Below are 23,829 nucleotides of genomic sequence, written 5' to 3' on the forward strand. Positions count from 1 at the left end.
CGGCAAGATCATTGAGAAGCCCTGCCATGTCTGCCGCGGAACCGGTACGGTTCGCGGGCGGCATAAGATTCAGGTAACCATTCCTAAGGGCGTAGATAACGGTTCGCGCCTGCGGGTGTCTGGTAAAGGCGAAGCTGGTACGCGAGGCGGCCCGTCTGGCGACTTGTACGTCTATTTGTTCATCAAAGAACACACTCTTTTTACGCGCGAAGGATATGATGTGCTTTGCGAAGTACCGATCAGCTTTGTGCAAGCAACCTTGGGAGCGGAAGTAGACGTACCAACACTGGATGGAAAAGTCAAATTGACGGTTCCAGAAGGCACTCAATCCGGTACGGTGTTCCGGCTGCGTGAAAAAGGCGTGCCGCGTTTGCATGGCCGCGGTCGAGGCGATCAGCATGTGCGGGTGAAGGTGATAACGCCGCAAAAACTTAATGATAAGCAAAAAGAGTTACTGCGGGAGTTTGCCGTTGCTGGCGGTGACCAGGTATACGGCGAAGAAAAAAGTTGGTTCAAAAAGATGAAGGATGTATTCGGCGGTTGATTCCTGTTTTGGTGCAGGTAGTCGCTGGCTGCCATTTTGCAAAGACACGGTCTTGCCCAGGAGGTTTCAAAAAAGTCCTTGGGAAACGAAGACGTGTCTTTGCCTTTTATGGCTTTTTTAAAGAAAGCGAGGTCGTATAACTATGAAATGGACAGAAATAAGCATTGCCACGACACATGAGGCTACGGAGGCGGTGGCCAATATTTTTCACGACCTCGGAGCAAGCGGCGTCGTCATTGAAGATCCGGAACTGATTAATTCATACCGGCGTTCCGGTACCTGGGACTATTGCGAGCTTCCGGAGCAGGAAGATGTGGAGACCGTTGTGGTTAAAGCCTATTTGCCTGTTGATGAGGAGCTGGAGGAGAAGCTGCGTTGCTTTGAACGACGGGTTAATGAATTAGCGCAGCATAATTTGGATAAAGGTCGAGGCACGATTGCCTACAAGGAAATCCAAGAAGAAGATTGGGCTACTTCTTGGAAAGAATATTTTCATCCTGTCAAAATTGGCGAGAGAATCGTTATCAAGCCCTCTTGGGAAAGCTATCAACCGTTGCCGGAGGAATTGGTTATTGAACTGGACCCCGGCATGGCTTTTGGCACTGGCACGCATCATACGACAATGCTTTGCTGTCGGGCCCTCGAAGAAGTAGTGATTCCTGGTCAGGTTATTTTTGATGTGGGAACCGGCTCCGGCATTTTGGCGGTAGCGGCGGCTAAACTGGGCGCCGCCACTGTTCGCGCCGTAGATTTGGACAGTGTAGCGGTGCGGGTGGCTAAGGAAAACGTAGTCATGAATCATGTGGAAGACTGCGTAGAAGTGCGCGAAGGCGACTTGCTGACCGGTTTTAGCGGCCAAGCCGACGTAGTAGTGGCCAATATTATAGCGGATGTGATTATACGTCTGCTGCCGGATATCCCAGGGCGTTTGCGCGAGGGCGGCGCCTTTATTGGCAGCGGTATTATCTCTGAACGCCTGCCGGATGTAACGGCGGTTTTAAGGGAGCAGGGGCTAAGCGTGGAAAAGGTAATGGAAGAAGGCGGCTGGGTAGCGATCATTGCCAGAAAAGGCGGCGCATAAGGTGAGACGGTTTTTCTTACGTTCTCTGGATGACGCTGAGTTGACAGGGACGGAGGCGCTGCATGCGGCAAAAGTGCTGCGGCTGCAGCCAGGTGCGGTCATTGCGGTTTGCGATGCAGCGGGGCGCAGTGCAGAAGCCGAAGTGACAAATGTATCCGAGGAACGGGTTACGCTGCAGGTGCTCCGCCTGCTAGAGGAAACCGCAGAAGCAGAGCTTGGACTGCATATTTTGCAAGGCTTGGCTAAAGGAGAGAAAATGGAATGGGTGCTGCAAAAAACGGTTGAATTGGGTTGCCGATTTTTTGCGCCTATAGCCGCTGAACGCAGTGTGTTGCGTCTTGATGCTAAAAAGGCTGCAGCAAGGCAGGAGCGCTGGGAACGCATTGCCATGGAAGCGGCTAAACAGTGCAAACGCAGTCGCATTCCAGAGGTAAAGCCGGTGGCTTCGCTGGAAGCTGCCTTGGCAGCGCTGCCTGAGGGCGCGCTGCTTTTAGTCTTATACGAAGATGAGCAAAGCTTGGGCCTTAAGGAAGCGTTGGCGGCGCTGCAAGAGCGCCCGCAAGAAGTCGCTGTGCTTATCGGGCCGGAGGGAGGCCTAACACAGCGAGAGGTGGCTCTGGCTCGCCAATATGGCGCGTTGGTAGTGCGTATGGGACCGCGCATTTTGCGGACCGAGACGGCGGCGGTGGCTGCGGCTGCAGTTGTAATGTACGAGCTGGGAGATTTGGGAGGAACATCATGTCAAAAGTAGCCTTTATGACATTAGGCTGCAAAGTCAATCAGGCGGATACGGAAGCCATGCAGGGGCTGTTTGCCGCCCGGGGTTATGAAGTGGCGCCTTTTGATTCTGTGGCTGATGTATATGTATTAAACACCTGTTCGGTTACGCATTTGGGTGAAAGAAAATCACGCCAAGCTATTCGCCGGGCCATACGAACGAATCCGGAAGCGGTTGTGGCGGTTACCGGCTGCTATGCGCAAGTGGCGGCGGCGGAAGTGGCGGCTATTCCCGGTGTGGATCTTATCGTGGGCACTCAAGATCGTCAACGCATTGTTGATTTGGCGGAGCAGGCGGCCCGGGAAGGCGGACAAGTTCAGGCAGTCGGCGATATTATGGCGGCTAACGTTTTTGAAGATGTGCCTGTAGCGGAAGAAGCGCCCGGGCGGACGCGCGCTTTTTTGAAAATCCAGGAAGGGTGCGAAAATTACTGCACCTATTGTATTATTCCTTATGCCAGAGGACGGCTGCGGTCGCGTTCTTTGGAGAGTGTGCGCCGTGAAGCGGCCAAGTTGATTCGCCAAGGTTTTGCGGAGATTGTGCTGACTGGCATTCATTTAGGCGCTTACGGACGAGAATGGCAGGATGAAAATAGAACTTTGGCGGCAGCGGTCCGGGAAATTTTAGCCTTACCTGGGTTGGGACGCTTGCGTATTAGTTCCATGGAATCCATTGAAGTGGAGCCGGAATTGCTCCAATTAATGTGCCAGGATGGGCGACTGTGCCCGCATCTGCATTTGCCGTTGCAAGGGGGCGACAACCGCTTGCTGCAGAGGATGAACCGACATTATACCACAGAGGATTTTGCCGAGCAGGCGGCAGAAATTCGAGGCCTCCTGCCTGAGGTAGCTATTTCCACCGATATTATTGTTGGTTTTCCCGGGGAAACAGAAGAAATGTTTGCTAATTCGCTGACTTTTGTAGAGCGTCTTGGCTTTGCGAAGGTGCATGTGTTTCCGTACTCGCGTCGGGTCGGAACACCGGCGGCATCCTACGCGCAACAAGTGCCGGAGGATGTGAAAAAAGAGCGGGTGCAGAGGATGCAGGAAGTGGCGGCTAAAAGCGCTGCTTGCTTTGCGGCAGCGTTTGTCGGACGCACCATGGATGTTCTTTTTGAGCATCCGGGTTCTGACGGCAGGCCAACGGGGTTGACTGGTAATTATCTGCGGGTAAAGCTGCCGCCTCAGAAGGAGGACTTGGCAGGGCGTACGCTGAAGGTACGGCTTTTGGAGCTTCGTGAAGACTGGCTAGAAGGTAGTTTGAGCGAAACTTGAAGAATTTTCCTTGTTTTTCTTCTTGCAAAAGAAGGAAAATTAAGACAATAAACAGAATAATAATGAACTGTCATACATTGAGAGGAGGTGTTAAAATGTCACAGGATTGTATCTTTTGCAAAATAGCGCAAAAAGAAATTCCTTCTCAAATTGTGTATGAGGATGAACAGGTATTGGTTTTTCATGATATTCAACCGGCGGCGCCGGTTCATGTATTAGCCATTCCCAAACGCCATATCGATCATTTACTGGCCATTGAGGAAAGCGATGCTCCTCTATTGACGCACATGATGAAGGTGATTGGCAAAGTAGCGGCTTCTTTGGGTCTGGAGGAGAAGGGCTTTCGGGTGGTCAGCAATATTAAGGAAGATGGCGGTCAGACGGTGGGCCATTTGCATTGGCATATCCTCGGCGGCAGATCAATGCAGTGGCCGCCAGGCTAATCAGCCATTGACAACGGAACAAGTGGTCGTGTATAATAACGAGGTGTATTGTGAAGAAACATACACTCCCGTAACGGTCGGTGGAGGGGAGGGAGAATCGATGTCAGAAGTCAAGGTAGGAAAAAACGAAACCATTGATAGCGCACTCCGTAGATTCAAGCGTACCTGCCAGAAGGCCGGAACACTTGCTGAAGTGAGAAAACGCGAGCACTATGAAAAACCTAGCGTCCGTCGCAAGAAAAAATCCGAGGCTGCCCGCAAACGCCGCTACCATTAATTCGTCGTTTGGAGGTGCCTAAGATGTCGTTACAAGAACGATTAACAGAGGACGTAAAAACGGCCATGAAAGCGCGGGAAGCCGGCAAAAGCCGTCTAAGCGTGCTACGCATGGTCAAGGCCAGCATTCGAAACATTGAAATTGATCGTAAGAAAGAACTGAACGATGAAGACGTTTTGGATGTATTGGCTAAAGAAGTGAAAATGCGCCGGGATTCCATGGAAGACTTCCGTAAAGGAAATCGGCCGGACTTGGTAGCTGCACTTGAGGAAGAAATTGCCATTTTGGCTGAATATCTTCCTGCGCAATTGAGCGAGGAAGAGGTTCGCGCGTTGGTAGACCAGGCAGTATCCCAAGCCCAGGCAACCACAGCAAAGGATATGGGAAAAGTTATGGCTATTCTCATGCCCCAAGTGAAAGGTAAAGCCGATGGGAAATTGGTAAATACGCTGGTGCGTGAACGACTCAATCAATAAGATAAACCCGGTACTTAGACGCACTAAGTACCGGGTTTTTTGCCAATTAGAGAAAGCAACGGCGTGTATGCGTGGAAAGGAGCTGTCCATGAAGCGGTATGTTTGCCTGTGCTTGTTTATGATAAGCTGTTTGTTGTCTCCTGTTTGTGAAGGAGCTGTTTCCTTGGTGCAAGTGCAGGGAGAAATTAACGGTGTACAGGCGGCCAAATTATCCCGAGCCATTGAAAACGCCGAGGCAACGGGGCAAGAGGCGGTTTTACTGGAGATTGATACGTTTGGCGGGCAGGTAGATGCTGCCGTGCGCATGCGGGATCGCCTGCTGCGTTCGCAGGTACCTGTGTTTTGCTATGTGCAGCCTCGGGCCTGGTCGGCTGGAGCGTTGATCGCCTTGGCTTGCGATCGGATTTATATGGCTCCCGGGAGCAGCATTGGCGCGGCTGAACCCATTCCGGCTACAGAAAAGAATATTGCAGCCTTGAAAGCGGAATTTGCGGCAACCGCCGGACAGCGAAATCGCAATGTCCAGGCAGCGGCAGCGATGGTGGACAAAACCATGGGGTATGCGCCCTATGCAGCGCCTGGACAAATTTTAGCTCTTACCTCTCTGCAGGCTAAAGAAGCAGGCTTGGCGGACGGCGTGGCTGATAGCCGTGAAGAGGTATTGCGCTTGGGCGGCTTGGCTGGCAGCGCGGTTCAGCAAAGGCAGGAGCAGTGGCAGGATGGGTTGGCGGCTTTTTTGGCGCATCCCTTAGTAAAATCATTACTTGTTGCTGTTTTGTTTTTAGCGGTTATGACGGAAATAAAAACCGCTGGCACCGGTGTAGCCGGCTTGATAGGCCTTGGGGCGGCGGTTTTGCTTTTTGGCGAGCCATGGTTTGGCGGCAGTGGTCTTGGTTTAGAGACCTGGCTGTTTGCCGGCGGCGTTTTATGTATGTTGATAGAGATGGTTGTCCCAGGCTTTGGTGTTTTCGGCGTCTTGGGGATTGCCGGTATTCTGGGCGGAGTGTTTCTTGCGTTAGGAGGAGATGGCGCCGCAGTAGGCTGGATGGCTTTAAGCCTGCTTATAGCTTCAATTTTGTTCTGGTGGCTGCTGAAACGGCTGCCATCCAGTCCCTTGGGACGTCACCTGATCTTGGAGGATGCGGAAACAACGGCTGCAGGGTTTATGACGCAGACGGTGCGCCAAGAGCTGCTGGGGAAAACCGGTACAGTAGTGACGCCGCTGCGCCTAGCCGGCACGGTTCGCCTGGAGGACGAACTTCTTGATGTCGTTTCAGAGGGAGAATATCTTCCTGCCGGCTGCAAAGTGGTTGTGAGTCAGTTGCGAGGCGCTACGATTGTCGTACGCAGATATCATGAAGAGGAGGAAGAAAAATGAGTGCATTATTTGGTTCGGTTTTTGTCTTGTTTGTAGCGGTTGTGGCTATTGCGGTATTCTTGCATTTTGTACCTTTGGGTTTGTGGATTTCCGCATTGGCGGCGGGGGTGCGTGTGGGAATTTTTACGCTGGTGGGCATGCGCTTGCGCCGAGTACCTCCGGCTAAGATTGTGATGCCTTTGATCAAAGCAAACAAAGCCGGCTTGGAAGTAAATGTAAATCAGTTGGAGGCTCATTTTTTGGCCGGTGGCAATGTGGATCGGGTGGTGGATGCGCTTATTGCCGCGCAGAGAGCGCAAATTCCGTTGCCTTTTGAACGTTCGGCGGCCATTGACTTGGCTGGTCGGAATGTGCTGGAGGCCGTGCAAATGAGCGTTAACCCCCGGGTGTTGGAAACGCCGCTGGTGTCAGCGGTGGCGATGAACGGCATTGAATTGAAAATTAAAGCGCGCGTGACGGTGCGGGCCAATATCGACCGTTTGGTAGGCGGTGCTGGCGAGGCTACAGTGTTGGCGCGCGTAGGCGAAGGCATTGTAACTACTGTCGGTTCTTCTCATGACCATCGTGATGTGTTAGCCAATCCGGATCATATTTCTCGCACGGTACTTGGAAAAGGACTGGATGCCGGTACCGCCTTTGAGATCCTGTCCATTGATATCGCCGATGTGGATGTAGGACGAAACATCGGCGCTGAGCTGCAAACCGATCAAGCGGAAGCGGATAAGCGAATTGCCCAAGCGAAAGCGGAAGAACGCCGTGCGATGGCTGTGGCCAAAGAACAGGAAATGCGCGCTTATACGCAGGAAATGCAGGCTAAAGTCGTTGAGTCTCAGGCGGAAGTTCCCCAAGCGCTGGCAGCGGCGCTGCGGGATGGGAAGCTAGGAGCGTTGGATTATTATAACTTGAGTAATCTCATGGCTGATACGAAAATGAGGGAATCCATCGGCAGCTTAGCGCCGGAAGCGGCGCATGACACGCCTTCGAGGCAAGGAGGCTGAGCCATGGAAGGCATTTGGTATTTGCTGTTGATTTTGGCGTTGTATTTGCTGCCGGAACTTTTGAAAAAGCTCCGGCAACAGCAGACGTCTCGCTATGAGTATCCGCCGCCTCCTCCTTCGCTCCCTCCAACAGTGGAAATGGCGTCTAAGGAGGAAGATGAGGCCGAGACGGCGAAATTAAAAAAAGAATCTGAGTCTGCAAGACTGCCTTTAAGGGAAACGGCAAGCGTTTCTCAACGGTTGTCTTCGCGGGCTATAGTGCAAGGCGTAATTTGGGCGGAGCTTTTAAAGCCGCCTTTAAGCAAGCGGCGGGGAGAAGTGGGACGGATAAGGCGAAGCTAGCCTAACCGTCTTGGAAGATGGCGCAGGAGGTTTTCTTTTTGGATTTGCATTGGACGTTTTCAAACATGCAGGAAGCGGTAGCGATTTTGGGACGGCAGGATGAGTTTTTACGTCTGTTTCGCGAACGCTTTGCGTGCCGGATTTTATCGCGAGGCGAGGAATTAAACGCCCACGGCGAGGAAGCGGAAGTGTCTCGCCTGGAACAATTGCTGCAAGTGTTAGGGCAATTGTATCGTGAGGGGAATCCGGTTACAGAGCATGATATACAGTACAGTCTGCGCATGCTGGAAGCCGGTTCGGGCGAAGCGTTGCGGCAAATGTTTGCGGATAAGGTCGCTGTTACGGCGCGCGGCCGGCAGGTGAGGCCCAAAACCATTGGACAACGTATTTACTTGGAGGCCATTCGTCATCATGAGATTACCTTCGGTATCGGCCCTGCCGGTACAGGCAAGACCTATCTGGCGGTGGCGATGGCGGTGCACTTGTTGAAGCAAAAGGTCGTAGAACGGATTATTCTTACCCGGCCGGCAGTGGAAGCGGGAGAAAAACTTGGTTTTTTGCCTGGTGACCTTCAAGATAAGGTAGATCCTTATTTGCGGCCCTTATATGATGCATTGTATGACTTGCTGGGCGTAGAAACGGTGCAACGGTATCTTGTGAAGCAGACCATTGAAATTGCGCCGCTGGCGTATATGCGGGGGCGAACTTTGGAAGACGCCTTTATTATCCTAGATGAAGCGCAGAACACGACGCCGCAGCAAATGAAAATGTTCTTGACTCGTTTAGGCTTTGGGTCCAAGATGGTGGTGACTGGCGATATAACGCAGGTTGACTTGCCGCGCAGCATCGCATCCGGGTTACGGCAAGCCAAAAAGGTTGTCGAGGGATTGCAAGGAGTTGCCGTTGTGGAGCTTAACGAAGGCGATGTAGTGCGCCATGAACTAGTGGGGCGGCTTATTAAAGCCTATGAGGTATTTGAAGAGCAGGGACGGCAGGAGGAGCGAGGGATTTCCGAATGAGGGAGTACCTGAGGTATTGGCAGACAATATGGCTGGTGCTGACAGAAGGACGAAATAAGCCGCTGCTCTGGCGGCTGTCCATATGGTGCGCCACCTTTTTTTGCGTTTTTGCCTTGTTGGGCGCAGATTTTGCTTTGGATTCTATGTCTTTTCGTCCCGGCGACGTGAGTGATCGCGACGTGTTAGCGCCGCGCAGCATTTCCTATGTGGACGTGGTGAAAACGGAGCGCTTAGAGTCCGACGTATTAAATAGCGTGCCAACGGTGTATGACCTGGATGGAGAAGTGCTGCGCAAGGCGGAACGGCGCGTTACGGAGATTTTTGACGCGGCTCGGCTGGCTTTGCGGGAGACGAATGTTTCCAAACGGGAAGAACTGTTAAATAGCATGGCGACGTCTTCTTTGCCAAAGGAATTTTTAACGCGACTGGCGCGGGCTGATGCGGAGCTGTTGGAACAGGGAGAACAGGTGAGCAAGCAAGCGCTGCGCCTGATTTTACTGCGCGGCGTGCGTGAAGAGGAAGTGGAAGTCGTACGCAAGCAATTACCGTCGGAGACGGCTTTGCTTACGGAGAACGCGGCGGCAGCGTCTTTGGCCAACGAGACGGCGCGGCTTCTTATGGCGCCTAATTTCTTTCAGAACGCCAAAGAGACGGAACGGCGACGCCAGCAGGCGCTGGGAAGTGTCGAACCGGTACGTGAGACCATAAAGAAGGGGCAAATGCTTGTGCGCCGAGGTGATGTTATTACGCCGGAGCACATCCAGGCCATGCGCGAGTCCGGCCTTTACCATGACACAGACATGCGCAAAGGACAGTTTGCAGGTTTGGCGGTTCTTGCCGCTTTGGTTTTGGGATTGGGAACTTTTTTCCTTTATAAGTTTATCCCGACGGTGTATCAGGATCCTAAACGCATGCTTTTGCTGAGTCTTATTGTCACGGTTACCTTGTTTTTGGGAAAGTTGGCTCATTTGTATTCGGATTATGCGGCGCCATTAGCAGCGGGTGTTCTTTTGAGCACCGTGCTGTTGGGTGCTAAAACCGGTTTTATGATCAGCGTAGTGCTGGGAGCCTTGTTTGGCGTTATTGCCGGCTTTGATTTGCGGCCGGTACTCATGATCATCTTGGGAAGCTGGATGGGCGTATTTGCACTTTCTCGCATTGATCACGGCTACAGTTTGCCTCGTACAGGCATTTGGATGGCCTTGGTGCAGGCGGTGACAGTATTGGCCATCGGCCTGCTGGATGATTTGGCCCCTGGTTACATCGGCGTGCAGACGGTTATTGCCGTGACGAACGGAATTGCTTCGGCAGTGATCACAATCGGCTTGCTGCCTTATTTGGAGCAAACTTTCAGCATTACTACGCCGATCAAGCTTCTTGATTTTTCAAGGCCTAATCATCCCCTGCTGCAGCGGCTGCTGTTTGAAGCGCCGGGGACGTATCACCACAGCGTGCTAGTGGGGAATTTGGCGGAAATGGCAGCGGAACGCGTCGGTGCAGATCCGTTGCTTGTGCGTGTTGGCGCCTATTATCATGACGTAGGGAAGATTAAGAGGCCTTTCTTTTTTAGTGAAAATCAAGTCGAAGGGGAAAATCCTCATGACAAGCTGGCGCCTTCGCTGAGCACTCTTATTGTTACCTCTCATATTCGTGACGGCGTGGAGCTATGCAGGGAGTACGGCCTGCCGCAGGCCATTGTTGAGTTGATCGAGCAGCATCACGGCTCGATGCTTGTTTCCTACTTTTATCAGCGCGCCTGCAGTGAAGAGCATGGCGAATGTCTGGAAGAAGAGGATTTTCGCTATGAAGGGCCTAAGCCGCAGAGTAAGGAGGCGGCGCTGCTTATGCTGGCTGACGCTTGTGAGGCTTCGGTTCGTTCCTTGGGAAAGCCAAATCAAAATCGCATTGAGATGATGGTGCGAAAAATGATCAAAGAGCGTCTTCATGACGGGCAACTGGATGAATGTCCCTTGGCTTTTCGCGATTTGGAGGCCATTGGCGATGTATTTGTGCGAGTCTTGTCCAGCATGTTTTATACCCGAATTGAGTATCCGGATAATTTGAGGGATTTGGAGAGGCGGAAAGGGAAAAATGGAAATAGTCTTAAGCAACCGGCAGGAAAAGATGGCAGTGACCCCGGCGATGGAGGACACAGTGAGGAAGGTGCTGGGGAAAGCGGCAGAACTTTACGGGCTTAGTGAAGGCGTGGAGGTTGGCGTGACTTTTTTGGACGATGCTGCGATTCAAGAGCTTAATCGTGACTATCGCGACAAGGATCGGCCTACGGACGTGCTTTCTTTCGCTCTAAACGAAGGCGATGAACCGGAAATTGTTGATGCGCCGGAGGAAGAATTGTTGGGAGACATTCTGATTTCACTGGAAACAACAGCCAGGCAGGCGGAAGAATATGGACACACGTTAGAACGAGAACTGGCTTATTTGACAGTGCATGGCATGCTTCATTTGCTGGGGTATGATCATGAAGAGCCAGCGGACCAAGCGGAGATGCGCCTTGAGGAAGAAGCGGTCCTGGCGGCTCTGGGCATTGTGCGAGGTCAGGAAGCATGAGTTCTGCAAGCCAGTGGCAGCCAGTGTTAGAGGCGGCTCTTGCAGTGAGGAGCCGAGCCTATGCGCCGTATTCTCATTTTGCCGTAGGTGCTGCGGTGCAGGCTAAAAGCGGCGCTATTTACAGCGGCTGCAATGTAGAAAATGCTTCTTATGGCTTAACTGTATGCGCCGAGCGTAACGCTTTGTTTCAGGCGATAGCGGCGGGAGAGCGTGAGTTCTCTATACTGGCGGTTGTGGCGGATACGCCGCAGCCAGTAGCGCCATGCGGCGCGTGCCGTCAGGTTATGGCGGAGTTTGGAGTAGATATTATTGTGCTGGCGAATTTGGCCGGAGACGTCTTGGTCTACCGGTTGGAGGAATTGTTGCCAGCAGCATTTCAGGGGGGAAACGATAACGTATGAGTGATAAAAATTTTAAATCCGGTTTTGTAGCGGTTGTCGGACGGCCTAATGTAGGAAAATCTACCTTGATTAATAGCCTGATTGGACAAAAAGTTTTGATTATGTCGGATAAACCGCAAACAACGCGCAACAAGATTATGTGCGTGTTGACCCAAGAGGATGCGCAAATTCTTTTTGTTGATACGCCGGGCATTCATAAACCTAAGCACAAGCTGGGAGAATTAATGGTGCAGACGGCTCAGTCCACGTTGAAGGAAGTGGATGTGGTACTGATGGTGGCCGATGGTACGGCTTCTTTCGGTTCAGGTGAAGAGTATATTATAGAACAGCTGCGAGCTGTACGGACGCCGGTGATTTTGGCAATCAATAAAATTGACATGCTCAGTAAAGAAGCGATATTCCCGATTATCCGTCAATATCAGGAGCGCTTTGATTTTCAAGCCATTGTACCGATTTCAGCGCTGGAGCATATTCAGTTGGAGGCTCTGGTTGAAGAGATTAAAACCCATTTAGAGCCAGGACCGCAGTATTATCCGGAGGATATGATTACGGACCAGCCGGAACGCTTGGTGATTGCGGAAATGATTCGTGAAAAAGTGTTGCATTTAACACGTGAGGAAATTCCTCATGCCATTGCTGTGGAGATTGAGGAGATTAAAACAAGGCCTAATGAAGATCTTTATGTGCGTGCGGTTATTTACGTGGAGAGGGAATCTCAAAAAGGCATTGTCATTGGCGCTAAAGGAGGACTTCTGAAGGAAATCGGCCGTTTGGCCCGAGAAGATGTCCAAGGACTTTTAGGTTCTAAAGTGTATTTAGATTTATGGGTAAAGGTGAAGAAAGATTGGCGCAACCGCGATATGATGCTGCGCACGTTAGGATATAAGGGTGAGTAATACATGAAACGCATTTTCCGCTTTTCCATTTCCAAGTATTTTGTAAACGGACTCATTATTTTAGTTCCGGTTACAATCACTTTGACGGTGGTTTTGACTATTTTTAACTTTACGGAAACTTGGATTGGGAAAGTGCTGCCGATTAAGTTTCCTGGAATGGGCGTATTAGCGGTAGCGTTGCTGATAGTTTTGATGGGGTGGTTTTCGTCCAATTGGATTATGAAGGAAATCCTTCATTTTGGGGATCGGATGATTGCGTCCATTCCAGTTGTCAATTTTTTGTATAAAAGCGTGCAGCAAGTATCCAAAGCCATGCTGGGATCTCAGCAGACGTTTCGGCAAGCGGTATTGGTGACGTATCCGGGAACGGAGGCCAAAGCCATCGGCTTTTTGGCCTCGCCCCTTTCGTCGGAACTAGCGGATGCGGTGGACGAAGAATCGGTATGCGTATATATACCCTTTAGTTTTAATATGACCGCCGGTCTGAACTTGATTGTAGCGCGCAAGGATGTTGTTTTTCTGGATGTGGCGCCGGAGAGCGCCCTGCAGTATGTTTTGACAGGCGGGGCCATTATGCCGAAAGGAACCACACCCAAGGTATAAGTTTTTTGTCGCAGGTTTTTTGATTAAAGCCGTTTATAGAGAAGACGGCGACCGTTAGGTCGGAGGAGAGATGCCTTATCGATTCGTCTCTATATAGTTTGGCAAAGGTACTGGCTGCCTTGTGTTTGGTTGCCATTAACGGCTTTTTTGTTGTAGCCGAATTTTCTTTAGTGCGGGTGCGCAAAACAAGGCTGGAAGAATTGGTGCATCAAGGAAATATTCGCGCTAAGCTGACGATGCGCATTGTTTCCGCCATTGACACCTATCTGAGCGCCATTCAGCTGGGCGTTACGCTGGCGTCGTTGGCCTTGGGCTGGCTGGGAGAGGCGGCAATTGCTTCCTTGCTTGAACCGGCTTTGCGATTTTTTGCGCCGGACAGCATGCTGCTGGCGCATAGCGTCAGTATTATTATTGGTTTTACTTTAATTACGTTGATGCATGTAGTGCTGGGGGAGCTTATTCCCAAATCGCTGGCCATTCAGCAGACGGAGAAGATGGCGTTGTTGGTTTCACGGCCGCTTTATCTGTTTCATAAGGTTGGTTATCCTGTTATCACGCTGTTTGATCATACAGCCGCTTTTTTCTTGCGCCATCTTGATATTAAGCGGGCTAGTGAAAGCGAACTGGCTCACTCGGAAGAGGAATTACGCATGTTGGTCAGCGCTAGCCGGCGCGGGGGCGTGCTAGATCCTATGGAGAGCGAGCTGATTGATAATGTGTTCGATTTTGCAGACCGCATTGCCAGGGAAGTCATGGTACCGAGGCAGGATATGGTGTGCCTTTTCATAGAAAAATCATACGAAGAAAACCTTCAAGTAGTACGGGAAAGCAATCATACCCGCTACCCTTTATGTTTGCGGGATAAGGATCATGTGATTGGCATGATTCATTTGCGGGATTTAATGTATAATGAGTTCGAGACAACGCCGCTGGGGGATATAAAGCGGCTGATGCGGGAAATTCTGGTGGTGCCGGAAAGCATGTCAGTGGCTAAGCTGTTGCAGCTAATGCGGCGCCGGCGTATTCATATGGCGGTGGTCATTGACGAATATGGCGGTACCGCCGGCCTTGTTTCTCTAGAAGATATTATTGAAGAGATCGTCGGGGAAATACAGGATGAACATGATGAAGTTCTGGAGCGAGAAGTGCAGCGAGGCTTGGACGGGTCTTTTGAGTTCGATGGGCTGGTATTGCTGGACGAGGTCTTTTCCTTACTGAATTTACGCCAAGACGAACATGAAGAAGATACCCTGGGCGGGTACATTTTTGGCAAACTGGGACGCCGCCCGGAAATTGGCGACAGTGTACCCATTGGGTCCTATCAGTTTACGGTGCTGCGAGTCACCGGTTTTCGTATTACCCGGGTGAGGGCGGTGCCTTTGCCGAATTTGCCGGAAAAGGAGCAAGAAGAATGACAACGGGACGGTATCAAGTGGAGGCGGTTGTGCTGACTGTGCGCAATTGGGGGGAGGCGGACCGGCTGGTGCGGGTCTTTTCCAAGGAGCACGGACTGATCACTGCGATTGCCTATGGAGCGCGACGTCCTAGAAGTCAATTGGCAGGAGGATTGCAGCCTTTTGTGCAAGCGCAGCTGGCTTTGCTGGCAGGCAAACAGGTAGAGGCGGTCAAGGGCTGTGAAATGATTCATTCCTTTCAAGGGTTGCGAGAAGATTTGAATCGCATGGCCTATACCGGCTTTTTAGCGGAGTTGATCACCGAACTGTGCCCGGAACGGCAGGCGGAACCGGAAATTTATGAATGGCTGTTGCGGGTGCTGCGCGTCATGGAAGAACGAAATCCTCGTCTGGTAACACTGGCTGCTTCGTGGCAATTGTTTGCATTAGCAGGTCTGGAACCTGCCTGCGAAGTCTGCCAGCAATGCGGGAAGGAACTGGTTTGGCCGGCTGTGTTTGACATGGCTGCAGGCGGTGTTGTTTGTCGCCAATGCCATGACAGTTCTAGTGAGGAAAAGTTGTTTTCCGAGGGGGCTGCTGAGTTGTTGCAGCGGTTTTTGCATTTGCAGTGGGAGCAAATGGAGGGATTTCTGGTTTCAAGGGAAGCTTTGCTTATGCTGGAGGCGCTGCTTTTATCCTATGTGGATCATCATATTGAGCGGCCTTTGCGGTCTACGGCGTTCATTCGCCAAGTAGCGGCGTTAGGGAATTCTTGAGCGTTCATTCTTGCACTGAGAGTTGTTTTGTGGTATCCTAAAGCCACAATTGAGATAGGTGAAGAAGGAAAGTAGTATTTCTCAGGCAGCGAGCCAGGGGCAGTGAAAGCCTGGCTGGGAAACCGAGGTTTCTTAAGAGAAAGAAGGCGTTCTGGAGCTGCGGGAGGAACTTTGCAGAATTTGATTTTGCAGATAGTAAAACCCGGACAACGAAGGCGGGCTGTTAGACAGCCAAGCAGGGTGGAACCGCGGGATTAGCTCCCGTCCCTGTATTGCGAAAGCGATGCAGGGACGGGAGTTTTTTATGTTTATTGGCTGGCGTCTCGGCAAGCGCAAGAGAAAATGAAGGAGGAAGTGGCAATGGCTATGACTTTTCAGGAAATTATCCTGACGCTGCAAAACTTTTGGGCCAAACAAAATTGTATTTTGCAACAACCTTATGATGTGGAGAAGGGTGCGGGAACGATGAATCCGGCTACCTTTTTGAGAGCCCTCGGTCCTGAACCGTGGAAGGTGGCCTATGTGGAGCCTTCGCGTCGTCCTGCTGACGGACGGTACGGTGATAATCCCAACCGGCTGTTTCAACATCACCAGTTTCAGGTGATTATAAAACCGTCGCCGGCCAACATCCAGGAGCTCTATTTGGAAAGCCTGGCGCAACTGGGTGTTGAGCCGGAAAAGCATGACATCCGTTTTGTAGAAGACAACTGGGAGTCTCCCACCTTGGGCGCTTGGGGCCTGGGCTGGGAAGTCTGGCTGGACGGCATGGAAATTACGCAGTTTACGTATTTTCAACAGGTCGGCAGTATTGACGTCAAACCGGTTTCTGTAGAAATTACCTATGGCCTGGAACGCTTGGCCATGTATATTCAAGGCGTGGAAAATGTCTATGATTTGACCTGGGTAGAAGGCGTTTCTTACGGGGATGTGTTCCATCGCAACGAAGTGGAGCAGTCTCATTATAATTTTGAATTGGCGGATACGGCACTGCTGTTCCACTTGTTTGATCTTTATGAAAAAGAAGCGGTGCGAGTGCTGGAAGCGGGCTTTGTGCTGCCTGCGTATGATTATGTGCTCAAATGCTCTCATACTTTCAATCTGCTGGACGCCAGAGGCGCCATCAGCGTAAGCGAGCGAACCGCCTTCATTGGCCGGGTGCGTAATATGGCCCGCTTGTGCGCCCAAGGATATCTGGAGCAGCGTGAAGCCCTTGGCTATCCGCTGTTGAAAGGAGACTGTCAGCATGGCTAAGGATTTACTGTTTGAAATTGGTACGGAAGAGATTCCGGCGCGCTTTATGAAAGGCATTCTGCAGCAGTTGACCGAGTATAGCAGCCAGCGGTTGCAAGAGCTGCGCTTGGAGCATGGAGACATTCAAGTATTCGGTACGCCGCGTAGGATGGCAGTGCTGGTTCGCAACCTGACGGAGCAGCAAGAAGACCGTGAAAGTGAAAACAAAGGCCCTTCGGTGCGCATTGCCTTTGATACGGAAGGAAAACCGACGAAAGCGGGTCAAGGCTTTGCCAGAGGTCAGGGCGTGGATGTAAATGCGCTGGTGGAGCGAGACGGCTATGTGTATGCGCAAATTCATGAGCAAGGAAAGGCTACGGCTGAGTTGTTGCCGGAATTGCTGCTGGAGCTGCTGCACAAGCTTAATTTTCCTAAAAATATGCACTGGGGCGATTTAGACATGCATTTTGTCCGGCCGATTCGCTGGCTCGTAGCCTTGTACGGACAAGAAATTGTGCCGCTGGAAGTGACAGGCGTGGTCAGCGGGCGCGTATCGCGGGGGCATCGCTTTTTGGGAGAAAAGGAAATTACCATCGCCGAAGCAGCCGCTTATGAAGATTCGCTGCGCCATAATTTTGTCTTAGCAGATCCGGAAAAACGTCGCAGCATCATACGTCAACAGTTGGAAGAAACGGCTCGGGAGCATAACGGCGTGGTCGCGATGGACGAGGAACTGCTGGAAGAAGTCGTGCATTTGGTCGAATATCCCACGGCCTTATGCGGGCGTTTTGAGGAAGAGTATTTGGAACTGCCTCAAGAGGCGGTCATTACGCCGATGAAGGAACACCAGCGTTATTTTCCGGTTTTAGATCAGGCCGGTAAGCTCTTGCCCTTGTTTATTACGGTTCGCAATGGCGGCAAAGAACACTTGGATGTTGTTCGTCATGGCAATGAGCGGGTGCTGCGCGCTCGGTTGGCGGATGCTCGTTTCTTCTACATGGAAGACCAGAAAGGGACTTTAGAGCAGCGCGTGGAACGGCTGAAAAGCATTGTTTTCCAAGACGGCCTGGGAACTATGCATGACAAGGTGCTACGGGTGCAGGCAGCTGCGCTGCAGCTCGGAAAAAACCTGCAGGCCGATGAGGCGGCGCTGAAACAGGTAGCGCGGACAGCTTATCTTGCTAAAGCTGACTTAGTAACCGGTATGGTTTGCGAGTTTACGGAACTGCAGGGCATCATGGGGCGGGAATACGCCAAGCTTAACGGCGAGGATGACGCAGTGGCGGAAGGCATTTATGAGCATTACCTGCCTCGCTTTGCCGGTGATGAGCTGCCGCAGGGAATGCCGGGCCGTCTTGTAAGCATTGCGGACAAGCTGGATAATATTGTAGCTACTTTCAGCCGAGGCTTGATTCCCACAGGCTCCCAGGATCCTTACGCTTTGCGGCGGCAAGCCCAGGGCATTCTCAGTACTCTCTTGGCGGCGTCTTATGGGTTCTCCTTGCGGGATATGGTTCAATACGCTTTGGAACAATTGAACCTGACAGATGCGAAGGTGCAGGAGAAGCTGCAGCAGGATGTGGCTGAGTTTTTCCGGTTGCGTTTGAAGAATCTGTTGTTAGAGCAGAATGTGCGTTATGATGTTGTCGATGCCATTTTGGAAGGCGATACCGATGTGCTCTATGAGTCGTGGTTGAAAGCGCAGGCTTTGACTGCTGCTGAAGGGGATTCACTGAAAAAAGCGGTACAGGCTTTGACGCGTGCGTCGAATTTGGTAAAAAACGCGACAAGGGATGAAATTAAAGAGACTTCTTTTGTGGCGGATGAAGAAAAAACTTTGTACGCTGCTTATCAAAAGGCTGCAGCAAGGATTGCGGCCAGCTCCCAGCAACGTGACTATGCGCAAGTGCTGGCGGAATTGACGACCTTAGCCGATCCGATTCATGCTTTCTTTGAAGCGGTAATGGTTATGGATCCGGATGAGGAAGTAAAAACAAATCGCTTAGCTTTGCTAAAACAGATTGTTTCTCTTGCTTCCGGAATTGGTGATTTGGGAAAAGTGATTGTCGCCTAAAAAGCGGCGTAGTAACCCAATAAAAAATCCTGGGCTCTTTTGGAGCCCAGGATTTTTTTAAAAAGAGACCTTATTTTTGGTCTCTTTTTGTAGAATAGCAGGGAATTAGCGAAGGGAAGCGTAATTAATAAAGGGAGAGACGCTTTAAGGCAGCGGCCGAGGTGAATGGAGCTAAATCAAAGTGTGTTCGATTACATGGTAACGGACTTGTTCCTGCGAAGAAGTCGTGCCGTTTTGCGTTATCTTGACTTGACCATTAAAAAGGGCAATTTTAGAATTCCAATCGTATTCTACTTGTTGCGCTTGAATGCTTGTGCCATTGTCGCTGTAACTGACGTTGCCGGTGATTTTTGCCGTGTTGCTGGGAATGTTGACATAGACGGAATCACCGCGGAAAGAAATGTCATCCTGCGTGAAAGTGACATTGTCTGAGGCCCAGACTTCCAACATGTTTGTGCGCGCTTCGCCGGCGGTGACAACACGCCCGCTATGGCTGATCGTCACATTTCCTTTTAATACATGCAGACCGCTTTTGATGTCAAAATACTGCTGGTCGGCTTGAATAACAGGGACAGCTGCGGAGACTACTGAAGTTACCGAAGCAAGAAACAGAAAGCAAGCAAGAATACTTGCTAAAATGTGTGTTGATTTCATAGTATAACCTTCCTTTCTTATTTTACAAGCAAAAGCCTACTTTCCTTTATTATAGCACAAGAGGAAGGCAAGGAGGAGGGACTGGTGTGATGAAGCTTCGCGAGCGTAGTGAGGAATTGGAACGAAAAATATTAGCGTCTCATGCAAGCTATAGCCATAAGGCGGTTCGGCAGCGCCCGGAAGAGGAGTGCCCGATTCGCACCGCCTTTCAACGCGATCGAGACCGGATTATTCATAGCAAATCGTTTCGCCGCTTGAAGCATAAGACTCAGGTTTATATTGCACCGGAAGATCATTATCGCATGCGCATGACCCATAGTTTGGAGGTAGCTCAAATTTCCCGGACGATTGCCAGAGGGCTTGCTTTAAATGAAGATTTGGTGGAAGCAATTGCCTTAGGCCATGATGTAGGTCATACACCATTTGGTCACGCTGGTGAAGAGGCTTTGTGCCAGCTTGTCGGGCATTTTCACCATAACGAGCAAAGCTTGCGCGTCGTAGACCATTTAGAGCGAAATGGGCAAGGCTTGAATTTGACGGGAGAGGTACGGGACGGAATTTTGCACCACACTGGCGCCGAGGAGCCCTTGACGCTGGAAGGCGGCATTGTGAGGCGAGGAGATCGGGTGGCGTATTTATGTCACGACTATGACGACGGTATTCGGGCGGGCATGCTGCAGCCTCAAGATTTGCCCGATTTCGTAAAAGTGCATTTGGGAACCAGAACATCGGACATGATTACCGTTATGGTGACCGACATGATTGAGCAGTCTCAAGGTAAAGAGAAGATTGGCTTTTCTCCAACGGTTCAGCAAGCTATGGATGAGTTTCGAGCATTTATGTTTGAACGGATTTATCGGGCTTCCCCCTTGGAGGAAGAGCGGCAAAAAGGCCAGTATGTCATCCACAATCTTTTTGCTTTCTTTTTGAAGCATCCAGAGCAGCTGCCTTTGGAATTCCAGGAACGGGAGGCTCAGTGGGGCCGAGAAACTACGGTAGTAGACTATATTGCCGGCTTGACAGATCAGTATGCAATTCATCTGTTTGAACGATGGTTCATTCCTGTACGCTGGGGGCATGGTTGTGGCCGATAAAATACTAATACCATAAGTGCTGCTTGCTTCAAAATCACTGTTTGAATCGAAAGAAAAAACTGTTTTTTTGTGGATGTATCTTTTCAGCAGGAATATGGTTGGAGATGTAGAATACTAACAAACCGGCATGGATGACCGGTATTTTAAAGAAAAATTAAGAAATAGGTAGTGAGAATTCATGAGGGATGCTGTACGGGAAGGCTTTTTAGAACGTCTGCGCTCGGAAAGCAACATCGTCAGTGTTGTCTCTGATTATGTGCCGCTGAAACGAAAGGGACGTAATTATTGGGGTTGCTGTCCGTTTCATCAGGAAAAAACTCCTTCTTTTTCAGTGTCCGAAGATAAAGGATTTTTTTTCTGCTTTGGCTGTCAGTCAGGCGGTGATGTTTTTCAGTTTTTAATGAAAGTGGAAAATATTACTTTTCCGGAAGCGGTGAAACTATTAGCAGAGAAGCTGCACATACCGATGCCGGAGCAGGAACGTTCGCCGCAAGAGCTGGAACGTGAGAAAGCAAGGCAAGCGCAGTTCCAGGTAAACATGCTGGCGCGGGATTTTTTCCATTCTTGTTTGACTAAGACAAATTATGGCAAAGAAGCGCGCGAATATTTAAAGCGACGAGGCATTACAGACGAGACGATAGAGAAGTTTCAACTGGGCTTTGCGCCGCCGCAATGGGATAAGCTTGTTAGCGCTCTTACGCGCCGGGGAATTGCAGAAGCTTCTTTGCTGGAAGCCGGGTTGGCGCAGGAACGATCTCGAGGCGGACTCTATGACCGCTTCCGTAATCGCTTGATGTTTCCAATTTGGGATTATCAAGGTCGTGTGATTGGCTTTGGCGGTCGTGTTTTGGATGATAGCCATCCTAAATACTTAAATTCTCCTGAAACGACATTATTTAATAAACGCCATGTCTTATATGCATATCATTTGGCAGCGCCTACAATTAAGCAAGGAAAACAAGCAGTGGTTGTCGAAGGATATATGGACGCGATTGCAGCGCACCAGGCAGGCTTTTCGCAAGTAGTGGCTTCGCTGGGGACTGCTTTTACGCCGCAGCAGGCGAAGCAATTGGCTAGAGTAACAACAGAAATGCTTTTCGCTTATGACAGCGATAATGCAGGACAAGAAGCCATTTTGCGCGCTTTGCATACGGTTAAAGATTGCGGAGCGGTCGTGAAAGTAGTTGCTTTGCCTGATGGTAAAGATCCTGACGAGTTTTTACGACGCCATGGCGATGATGAATTTAAACAGTTGCTGCAGGATGCTCTGCCTCTTCTGGAATTTCATCTGCGTTATGCGCTGCGTAAACAAGATACAGGAACCTTGGCAGGCAAAGTGGCTGTGGTTTCTGAAATGGCTTCGCTGTTGGCAACTGCAGACAGTGCGGTCGAGGCAGATGCATATATTCGTAAGATGGCGGAAATGCTGGAAATTGATGAAACTGCCATTCGCGCAGAAGTAAAAAAAAGCTCAGGAAACACCTCGGGAAGAGTCGGACGGGCTATCGTCGTTAACAAACAAAGCCGAAATGCAGAGCAAGAGGCCTTGCGGTTGTTGTTGCGGTTTATTTTAGAAGAAGAATCTCTGATTTCTTATGTGGAGGCGCAATTGCCTGAGGAGGACCTGGAAGATCCGGTCTGGCGGGACTTGTTTTCCGCTCTTTACATGCAGCAACGACAAGGCGAAGGAAGCTTGCAGCGCTGGCTTTATTCGCTGCAGGAAAAGCAACAAAGCCTTATTTCCGGTATTGCTTTACAGCCGTTACCGGAAGGAGATCGTATTTCTTTTGTCGACGATTGCATCCGTACCATGCATATTGCGGCCTTGCGCCGCAGGTATGAGCAACATCGCCTGCGGGCCGATGAATTAGAACGTTTGGGGGATAGCCGCTTTTTGCAGGAATTAGCAGAAAGTCAGCGAATTAAACATGAGATTGATCAATTGCATGCAAATGCGTTCACACGATAATCAAACCGATGATTTGTGTGGGAGGAGGGAGACAAGGCAATGACAGAGAAAAAAGTACGTCCAGAAGTGCAAATGGATTCGTTGTTGGAGCGAGGCGAAAAACGAGGCGGCGTCCTGTCTTATGGAGAAATTATGGACAGCCTGCAAAAGGAAGAGCTTTCGGCTGACGAAATGGACGATATGTATGAGTCTTTCTCCAACAAAGGCATCGAGATTGTCGATGAAATAGCGGAAGCTGAAGTTATAGAGGATGCAGACGCCAATAATGAGCAGCACGAGGAAGTAGACATTGACCTGTCGATTCCCGAGGGAATCAGTATTGACGATCCGGTCCGCATGTATCTTAAGGAAATTGGCCGAGTACCGCTGCTGACGGCGGATGACGAGATTGCTCTGGCCAAACGGATGGAACAAGGGGACGAAGAGGCAAAAAGACGTTTAGCCGAAGCCAATTTGCGTCTTGTGGTCAGTATTGCCAAGAGATATGTTGGACGAGGCATGCTGTTTTTGGATTTGATCCAAGAAGGCAACTTGGGACTGATTAAAGCGGTCGAGAAATTCGACTACAATAAGGGCTATAAATTTAGTACCTACGCGACCTGGTGGATTCGTCAGGCTATTACCCGGGCGATTGCGGATCAGGCCCGTACCATTCGTATTCCCGTGCATATGGTCGAAACCATTAATAAATTGATTCGCGTATCGCGGCACCTGTTGCAGGATTTGGGGCGGGAGCCGTTACCGGAAGAGATAGCCAAGGAAATGGAAATCAGCGTAGAGCGGGTGCGGGAGATTATGAAAATAGCCCAAGAACCTGTCTCGCTGGAAACTCCGATTGGGGAAGAAGAAGACTCTCATTTGGGAGATTTTATTGAGGATCAGGACGCTCCAGCCCCGGCAGAAGCAGCGTCGTTTATGCTGCTGAAGGAACAGCTGGAAGAAGTGCTGGAAACATTGACGCCGCGGGAAGAGAAAGTACTGCGTCTTCGCTTTGGATTGGATGATGGCCGGGCTCGTACCTTAGAAGAGGTGGGCCAACATTTTGGCGTTACTCGCGAACGAATTCGCCAGATTGAAGCGAAAGCATTGCGGAAGCTGCGTCACCCCAGCCGGAGTAAGAAGCTGAAGGATTTTCTGGAGTAAAACCGGTTAGGGCCTTGACAGACAGGGCTTCCTGAATTATAATGTGTTACGTCGATAGCATTCCTCGATAGCTCAATCGGTAGAGCACGCGGCTGTTAACCGCGGGGTTGTAGGTTCGAGTCCTACTCGAGGAGCCATTTTAGCATAATGAACAGGCTTTCTCTTTCGGGAAAACCTGTTTTCTACTTCATTAGGGCCTATAGCTCAGCGGTAGAGCAGCCGGCTCATAACCGGCCGGTCCCTGGTTCGATCCCAGGTGGGCCCACCACTAGAAATGGCCCGTTGGTCAAGCGGTTAAGACACCGCCCTTTCACGGCGGGAACAAGGGTTCGATTCCCTTACGGGTCACCAAATTGCATAACGTAACTTCAATAAAACACAAAGGCGCGTTTTCTTGTAAAGGAAACGCGCCTTTGT

The 23,829-nt window shown here is 50.6% G+C and carries 24 protein-coding genes and 3 tRNA genes; 26 read left to right on the forward strand and 1 reads right to left on the reverse strand.

What is annotated here, in order from left to right; genetic code table 11:
• The 20 genes from PHF27_RS06500 to glyS form a co-directional block, all read left to right on the forward strand.
• Positions 1-544: DnaJ C-terminal domain-containing protein (locus PHF27_RS06500; RefSeq protein WP_300067484.1), on the forward strand; the 544-nt coding region annotated here is incomplete at its 5' end.
• A gap of 142 nt (positions 545-686) precedes the next feature.
• Positions 687-1,625: a 50S ribosomal protein L11 methyltransferase gene (prmA, locus tag PHF27_RS06505; RefSeq protein WP_300067485.1), complete on the forward strand. Its 939-nt coding sequence runs from the start codon at positions 687-689 to the stop codon at positions 1,623-1,625.
• A 1-nt stretch (position 1,626) separates the two neighbouring features.
• On the forward strand, positions 1,627-2,376 hold the full coding sequence (locus PHF27_RS06510) for a 16S rRNA (uracil(1498)-N(3))-methyltransferase (RefSeq protein WP_300067486.1): 750 nt from the start codon (positions 1,627-1,629) through the stop codon (positions 2,374-2,376).
• Entirely contained in the window at positions 2,364-3,677 is a 1,314-nt protein-coding gene (mtaB, locus tag PHF27_RS06515) for a tRNA (N(6)-L-threonylcarbamoyladenosine(37)-C(2))-methylthiotransferase MtaB (RefSeq protein ID WP_300067488.1), read from the forward strand. Before PHF27_RS06510 ends, mtaB begins: the two co-directional genes overlap by 13 nt.
• A gap of 95 nt (positions 3,678-3,772) precedes the next feature.
• Complete coding sequence (locus PHF27_RS06520; protein ID WP_300067489.1) at positions 3,773-4,120, forward strand: histidine triad nucleotide-binding protein; 348 nt, start codon at positions 3,773-3,775, stop codon at positions 4,118-4,120.
• Between the two features lie 100 nt (positions 4,121-4,220).
• Positions 4,221-4,397 carry a 30S ribosomal protein S21 gene (rpsU, locus tag PHF27_RS06525; protein ID WP_018702502.1) on the forward strand — a complete coding sequence of 59 codons (177 nt, stop codon included), beginning with the start codon at positions 4,221-4,223 and terminating at the stop codon, positions 4,395-4,397.
• Between the two features lie 23 nt (positions 4,398-4,420).
• The gene (locus PHF27_RS06530; protein ID WP_300067491.1) at positions 4,421-4,873 is read left to right on the forward strand and encodes a GatB/YqeY domain-containing protein; all 453 of its coding nucleotides are present in this window, start codon (positions 4,421-4,423) and stop codon (positions 4,871-4,873) included.
• Between the two features lie 88 nt (positions 4,874-4,961).
• Positions 4,962-6,251: an NfeD family protein gene (locus tag PHF27_RS06535; protein WP_300067493.1), complete on the forward strand. Its 1,290-nt coding sequence runs from the start codon at positions 4,962-4,964 to the stop codon at positions 6,249-6,251.
• A complete protein-coding gene (gene floA / locus PHF27_RS06540; protein ID WP_300067495.1) occupies positions 6,248-7,249 on the forward strand; it encodes a flotillin-like protein FloA in 1,002 nt (333 codons plus the stop codon). The genes PHF27_RS06535 and floA overlap by 4 nt, the downstream gene beginning before the upstream one ends.
• Before the next feature lie 3 nt (positions 7,250-7,252).
• A complete protein-coding gene (locus PHF27_RS06545; RefSeq protein ID WP_300067497.1) occupies positions 7,253-7,591 on the forward strand; it encodes a hypothetical protein in 339 nt (112 codons plus the stop codon).
• 17 nt (positions 7,592-7,608) lie between these two features.
• A complete protein-coding gene (locus tag PHF27_RS06550; protein ID WP_300067498.1) occupies positions 7,609-8,610 on the forward strand; it encodes a PhoH family protein in 1,002 nt (333 codons plus the stop codon).
• Positions 8,607-10,808: an HDIG domain-containing metalloprotein gene (locus PHF27_RS06555; protein WP_300067500.1), complete on the forward strand. Its 2,202-nt coding sequence runs from the start codon at positions 8,607-8,609 to the stop codon at positions 10,806-10,808. Before PHF27_RS06550 ends, PHF27_RS06555 begins: the two co-directional genes overlap by 4 nt.
• On the forward strand, positions 10,735-11,178 hold the full coding sequence (gene ybeY, locus PHF27_RS06560; RefSeq protein WP_300067502.1) for an rRNA maturation RNase YbeY: 444 nt from the start codon (positions 10,735-10,737) through the stop codon (positions 11,176-11,178). The genes PHF27_RS06555 and ybeY overlap by 74 nt, the downstream gene beginning before the upstream one ends.
• Positions 11,175-11,579 (forward strand): cytidine deaminase, encoded by a 405-nt coding sequence (locus PHF27_RS06565; protein WP_300067504.1) that lies wholly within the window; start codon positions 11,175-11,177, stop codon positions 11,577-11,579. Before ybeY ends, PHF27_RS06565 begins: the two co-directional genes overlap by 4 nt.
• Positions 11,576-12,475: a GTPase Era gene (gene era, locus PHF27_RS06570; RefSeq protein WP_300067506.1), complete on the forward strand. Its 900-nt coding sequence runs from the start codon at positions 11,576-11,578 to the stop codon at positions 12,473-12,475. The genes PHF27_RS06565 and era overlap by 4 nt, the downstream gene beginning before the upstream one ends.
• A 3-nt stretch (positions 12,476-12,478) precedes the next feature.
• Positions 12,479-13,078 (forward strand): DUF502 domain-containing protein, encoded by a 600-nt coding sequence (locus PHF27_RS06575; protein ID WP_300067507.1) that lies wholly within the window; start codon positions 12,479-12,481, stop codon positions 13,076-13,078.
• A 119-nt stretch (positions 13,079-13,197) separates the two neighbouring features.
• Positions 13,198-14,493: a hemolysin family protein gene (locus PHF27_RS06580; RefSeq protein ID WP_300067509.1), complete on the forward strand. Its 1,296-nt coding sequence runs from the start codon at positions 13,198-13,200 to the stop codon at positions 14,491-14,493.
• Positions 14,490-15,248: a DNA repair protein RecO gene (gene recO, locus PHF27_RS06585; RefSeq protein WP_300067511.1), complete on the forward strand. Its 759-nt coding sequence runs from the start codon at positions 14,490-14,492 to the stop codon at positions 15,246-15,248. The genes PHF27_RS06580 and recO overlap by 4 nt, the downstream gene beginning before the upstream one ends.
• A 366-nt stretch (positions 15,249-15,614) precedes the next feature.
• Positions 15,615-16,499, forward strand: a complete 885-nt coding sequence (glyQ, locus tag PHF27_RS06590) for a glycine--tRNA ligase subunit alpha (RefSeq protein ID WP_300067520.1) — start codon at positions 15,615-15,617, stop codon at positions 16,497-16,499.
• On the forward strand, positions 16,492-18,552 hold the full coding sequence (glyS, locus tag PHF27_RS06595) for a glycine--tRNA ligase subunit beta (RefSeq protein WP_300067513.1): 2,061 nt from the start codon (positions 16,492-16,494) through the stop codon (positions 18,550-18,552). Before glyQ ends, glyS begins: the two co-directional genes overlap by 8 nt.
• Before the next feature lie 171 nt (positions 18,553-18,723).
• Here glyS and PHF27_RS06600 read toward each other — a convergent pair whose 3' ends face one another.
• Complete coding sequence (locus PHF27_RS06600; protein ID WP_300067514.1) at positions 18,724-19,206, reverse strand: LptA/OstA family protein; 483 nt, start codon at positions 19,204-19,206, stop codon at positions 18,724-18,726.
• Positions 19,207-19,295: 89 nt separating this feature from the next.
• Here PHF27_RS06600 and PHF27_RS06605 point away from each other — a divergent pair, with 89 nt between their 5' ends.
• From PHF27_RS06605 to PHF27_RS06630, 6 genes are all read left to right on the forward strand, one after another.
• Complete coding sequence (locus PHF27_RS06605) at positions 19,296-20,300, forward strand: deoxyguanosinetriphosphate triphosphohydrolase (RefSeq protein ID WP_300067521.1); 1,005 nt, start codon at positions 19,296-19,298, stop codon at positions 20,298-20,300.
• A gap of 178 nt (positions 20,301-20,478) precedes the next feature.
• Positions 20,479-22,269 carry a DNA primase gene (gene dnaG / locus PHF27_RS06610; RefSeq protein WP_300067516.1) on the forward strand — a complete coding sequence of 597 codons (1,791 nt, stop codon included), beginning with the start codon at positions 20,479-20,481 and terminating at the stop codon, positions 22,267-22,269.
• A gap of 39 nt (positions 22,270-22,308) precedes the next feature.
• Positions 22,309-23,412 (forward strand): RNA polymerase sigma factor RpoD, encoded by a 1,104-nt coding sequence (gene rpoD, locus PHF27_RS06615; RefSeq protein ID WP_300067518.1) that lies wholly within the window; start codon positions 22,309-22,311, stop codon positions 23,410-23,412.
• A 61-nt stretch (positions 23,413-23,473) separates the two neighbouring features.
• Positions 23,474-23,549 (forward strand) — tRNA-Asn (locus PHF27_RS06620).
• Positions 23,550-23,605: 56 nt separating this feature from the next.
• Positions 23,606-23,680 (forward strand) — tRNA-Ile (locus tag PHF27_RS06625).
• A gap of 8 nt (positions 23,681-23,688) precedes the next feature.
• A tRNA-Glu gene (locus PHF27_RS06630) sits at positions 23,689-23,763 on the forward strand.
• Positions 23,764-23,829 lie beyond the last annotated feature (66 nt).

This window comes from Anaeromusa sp. (assembly GCF_028691475.1).
GTDB lineage: Bacteria > Bacillota > Negativicutes > Anaeromusales > Anaeromusaceae > Anaeromusa.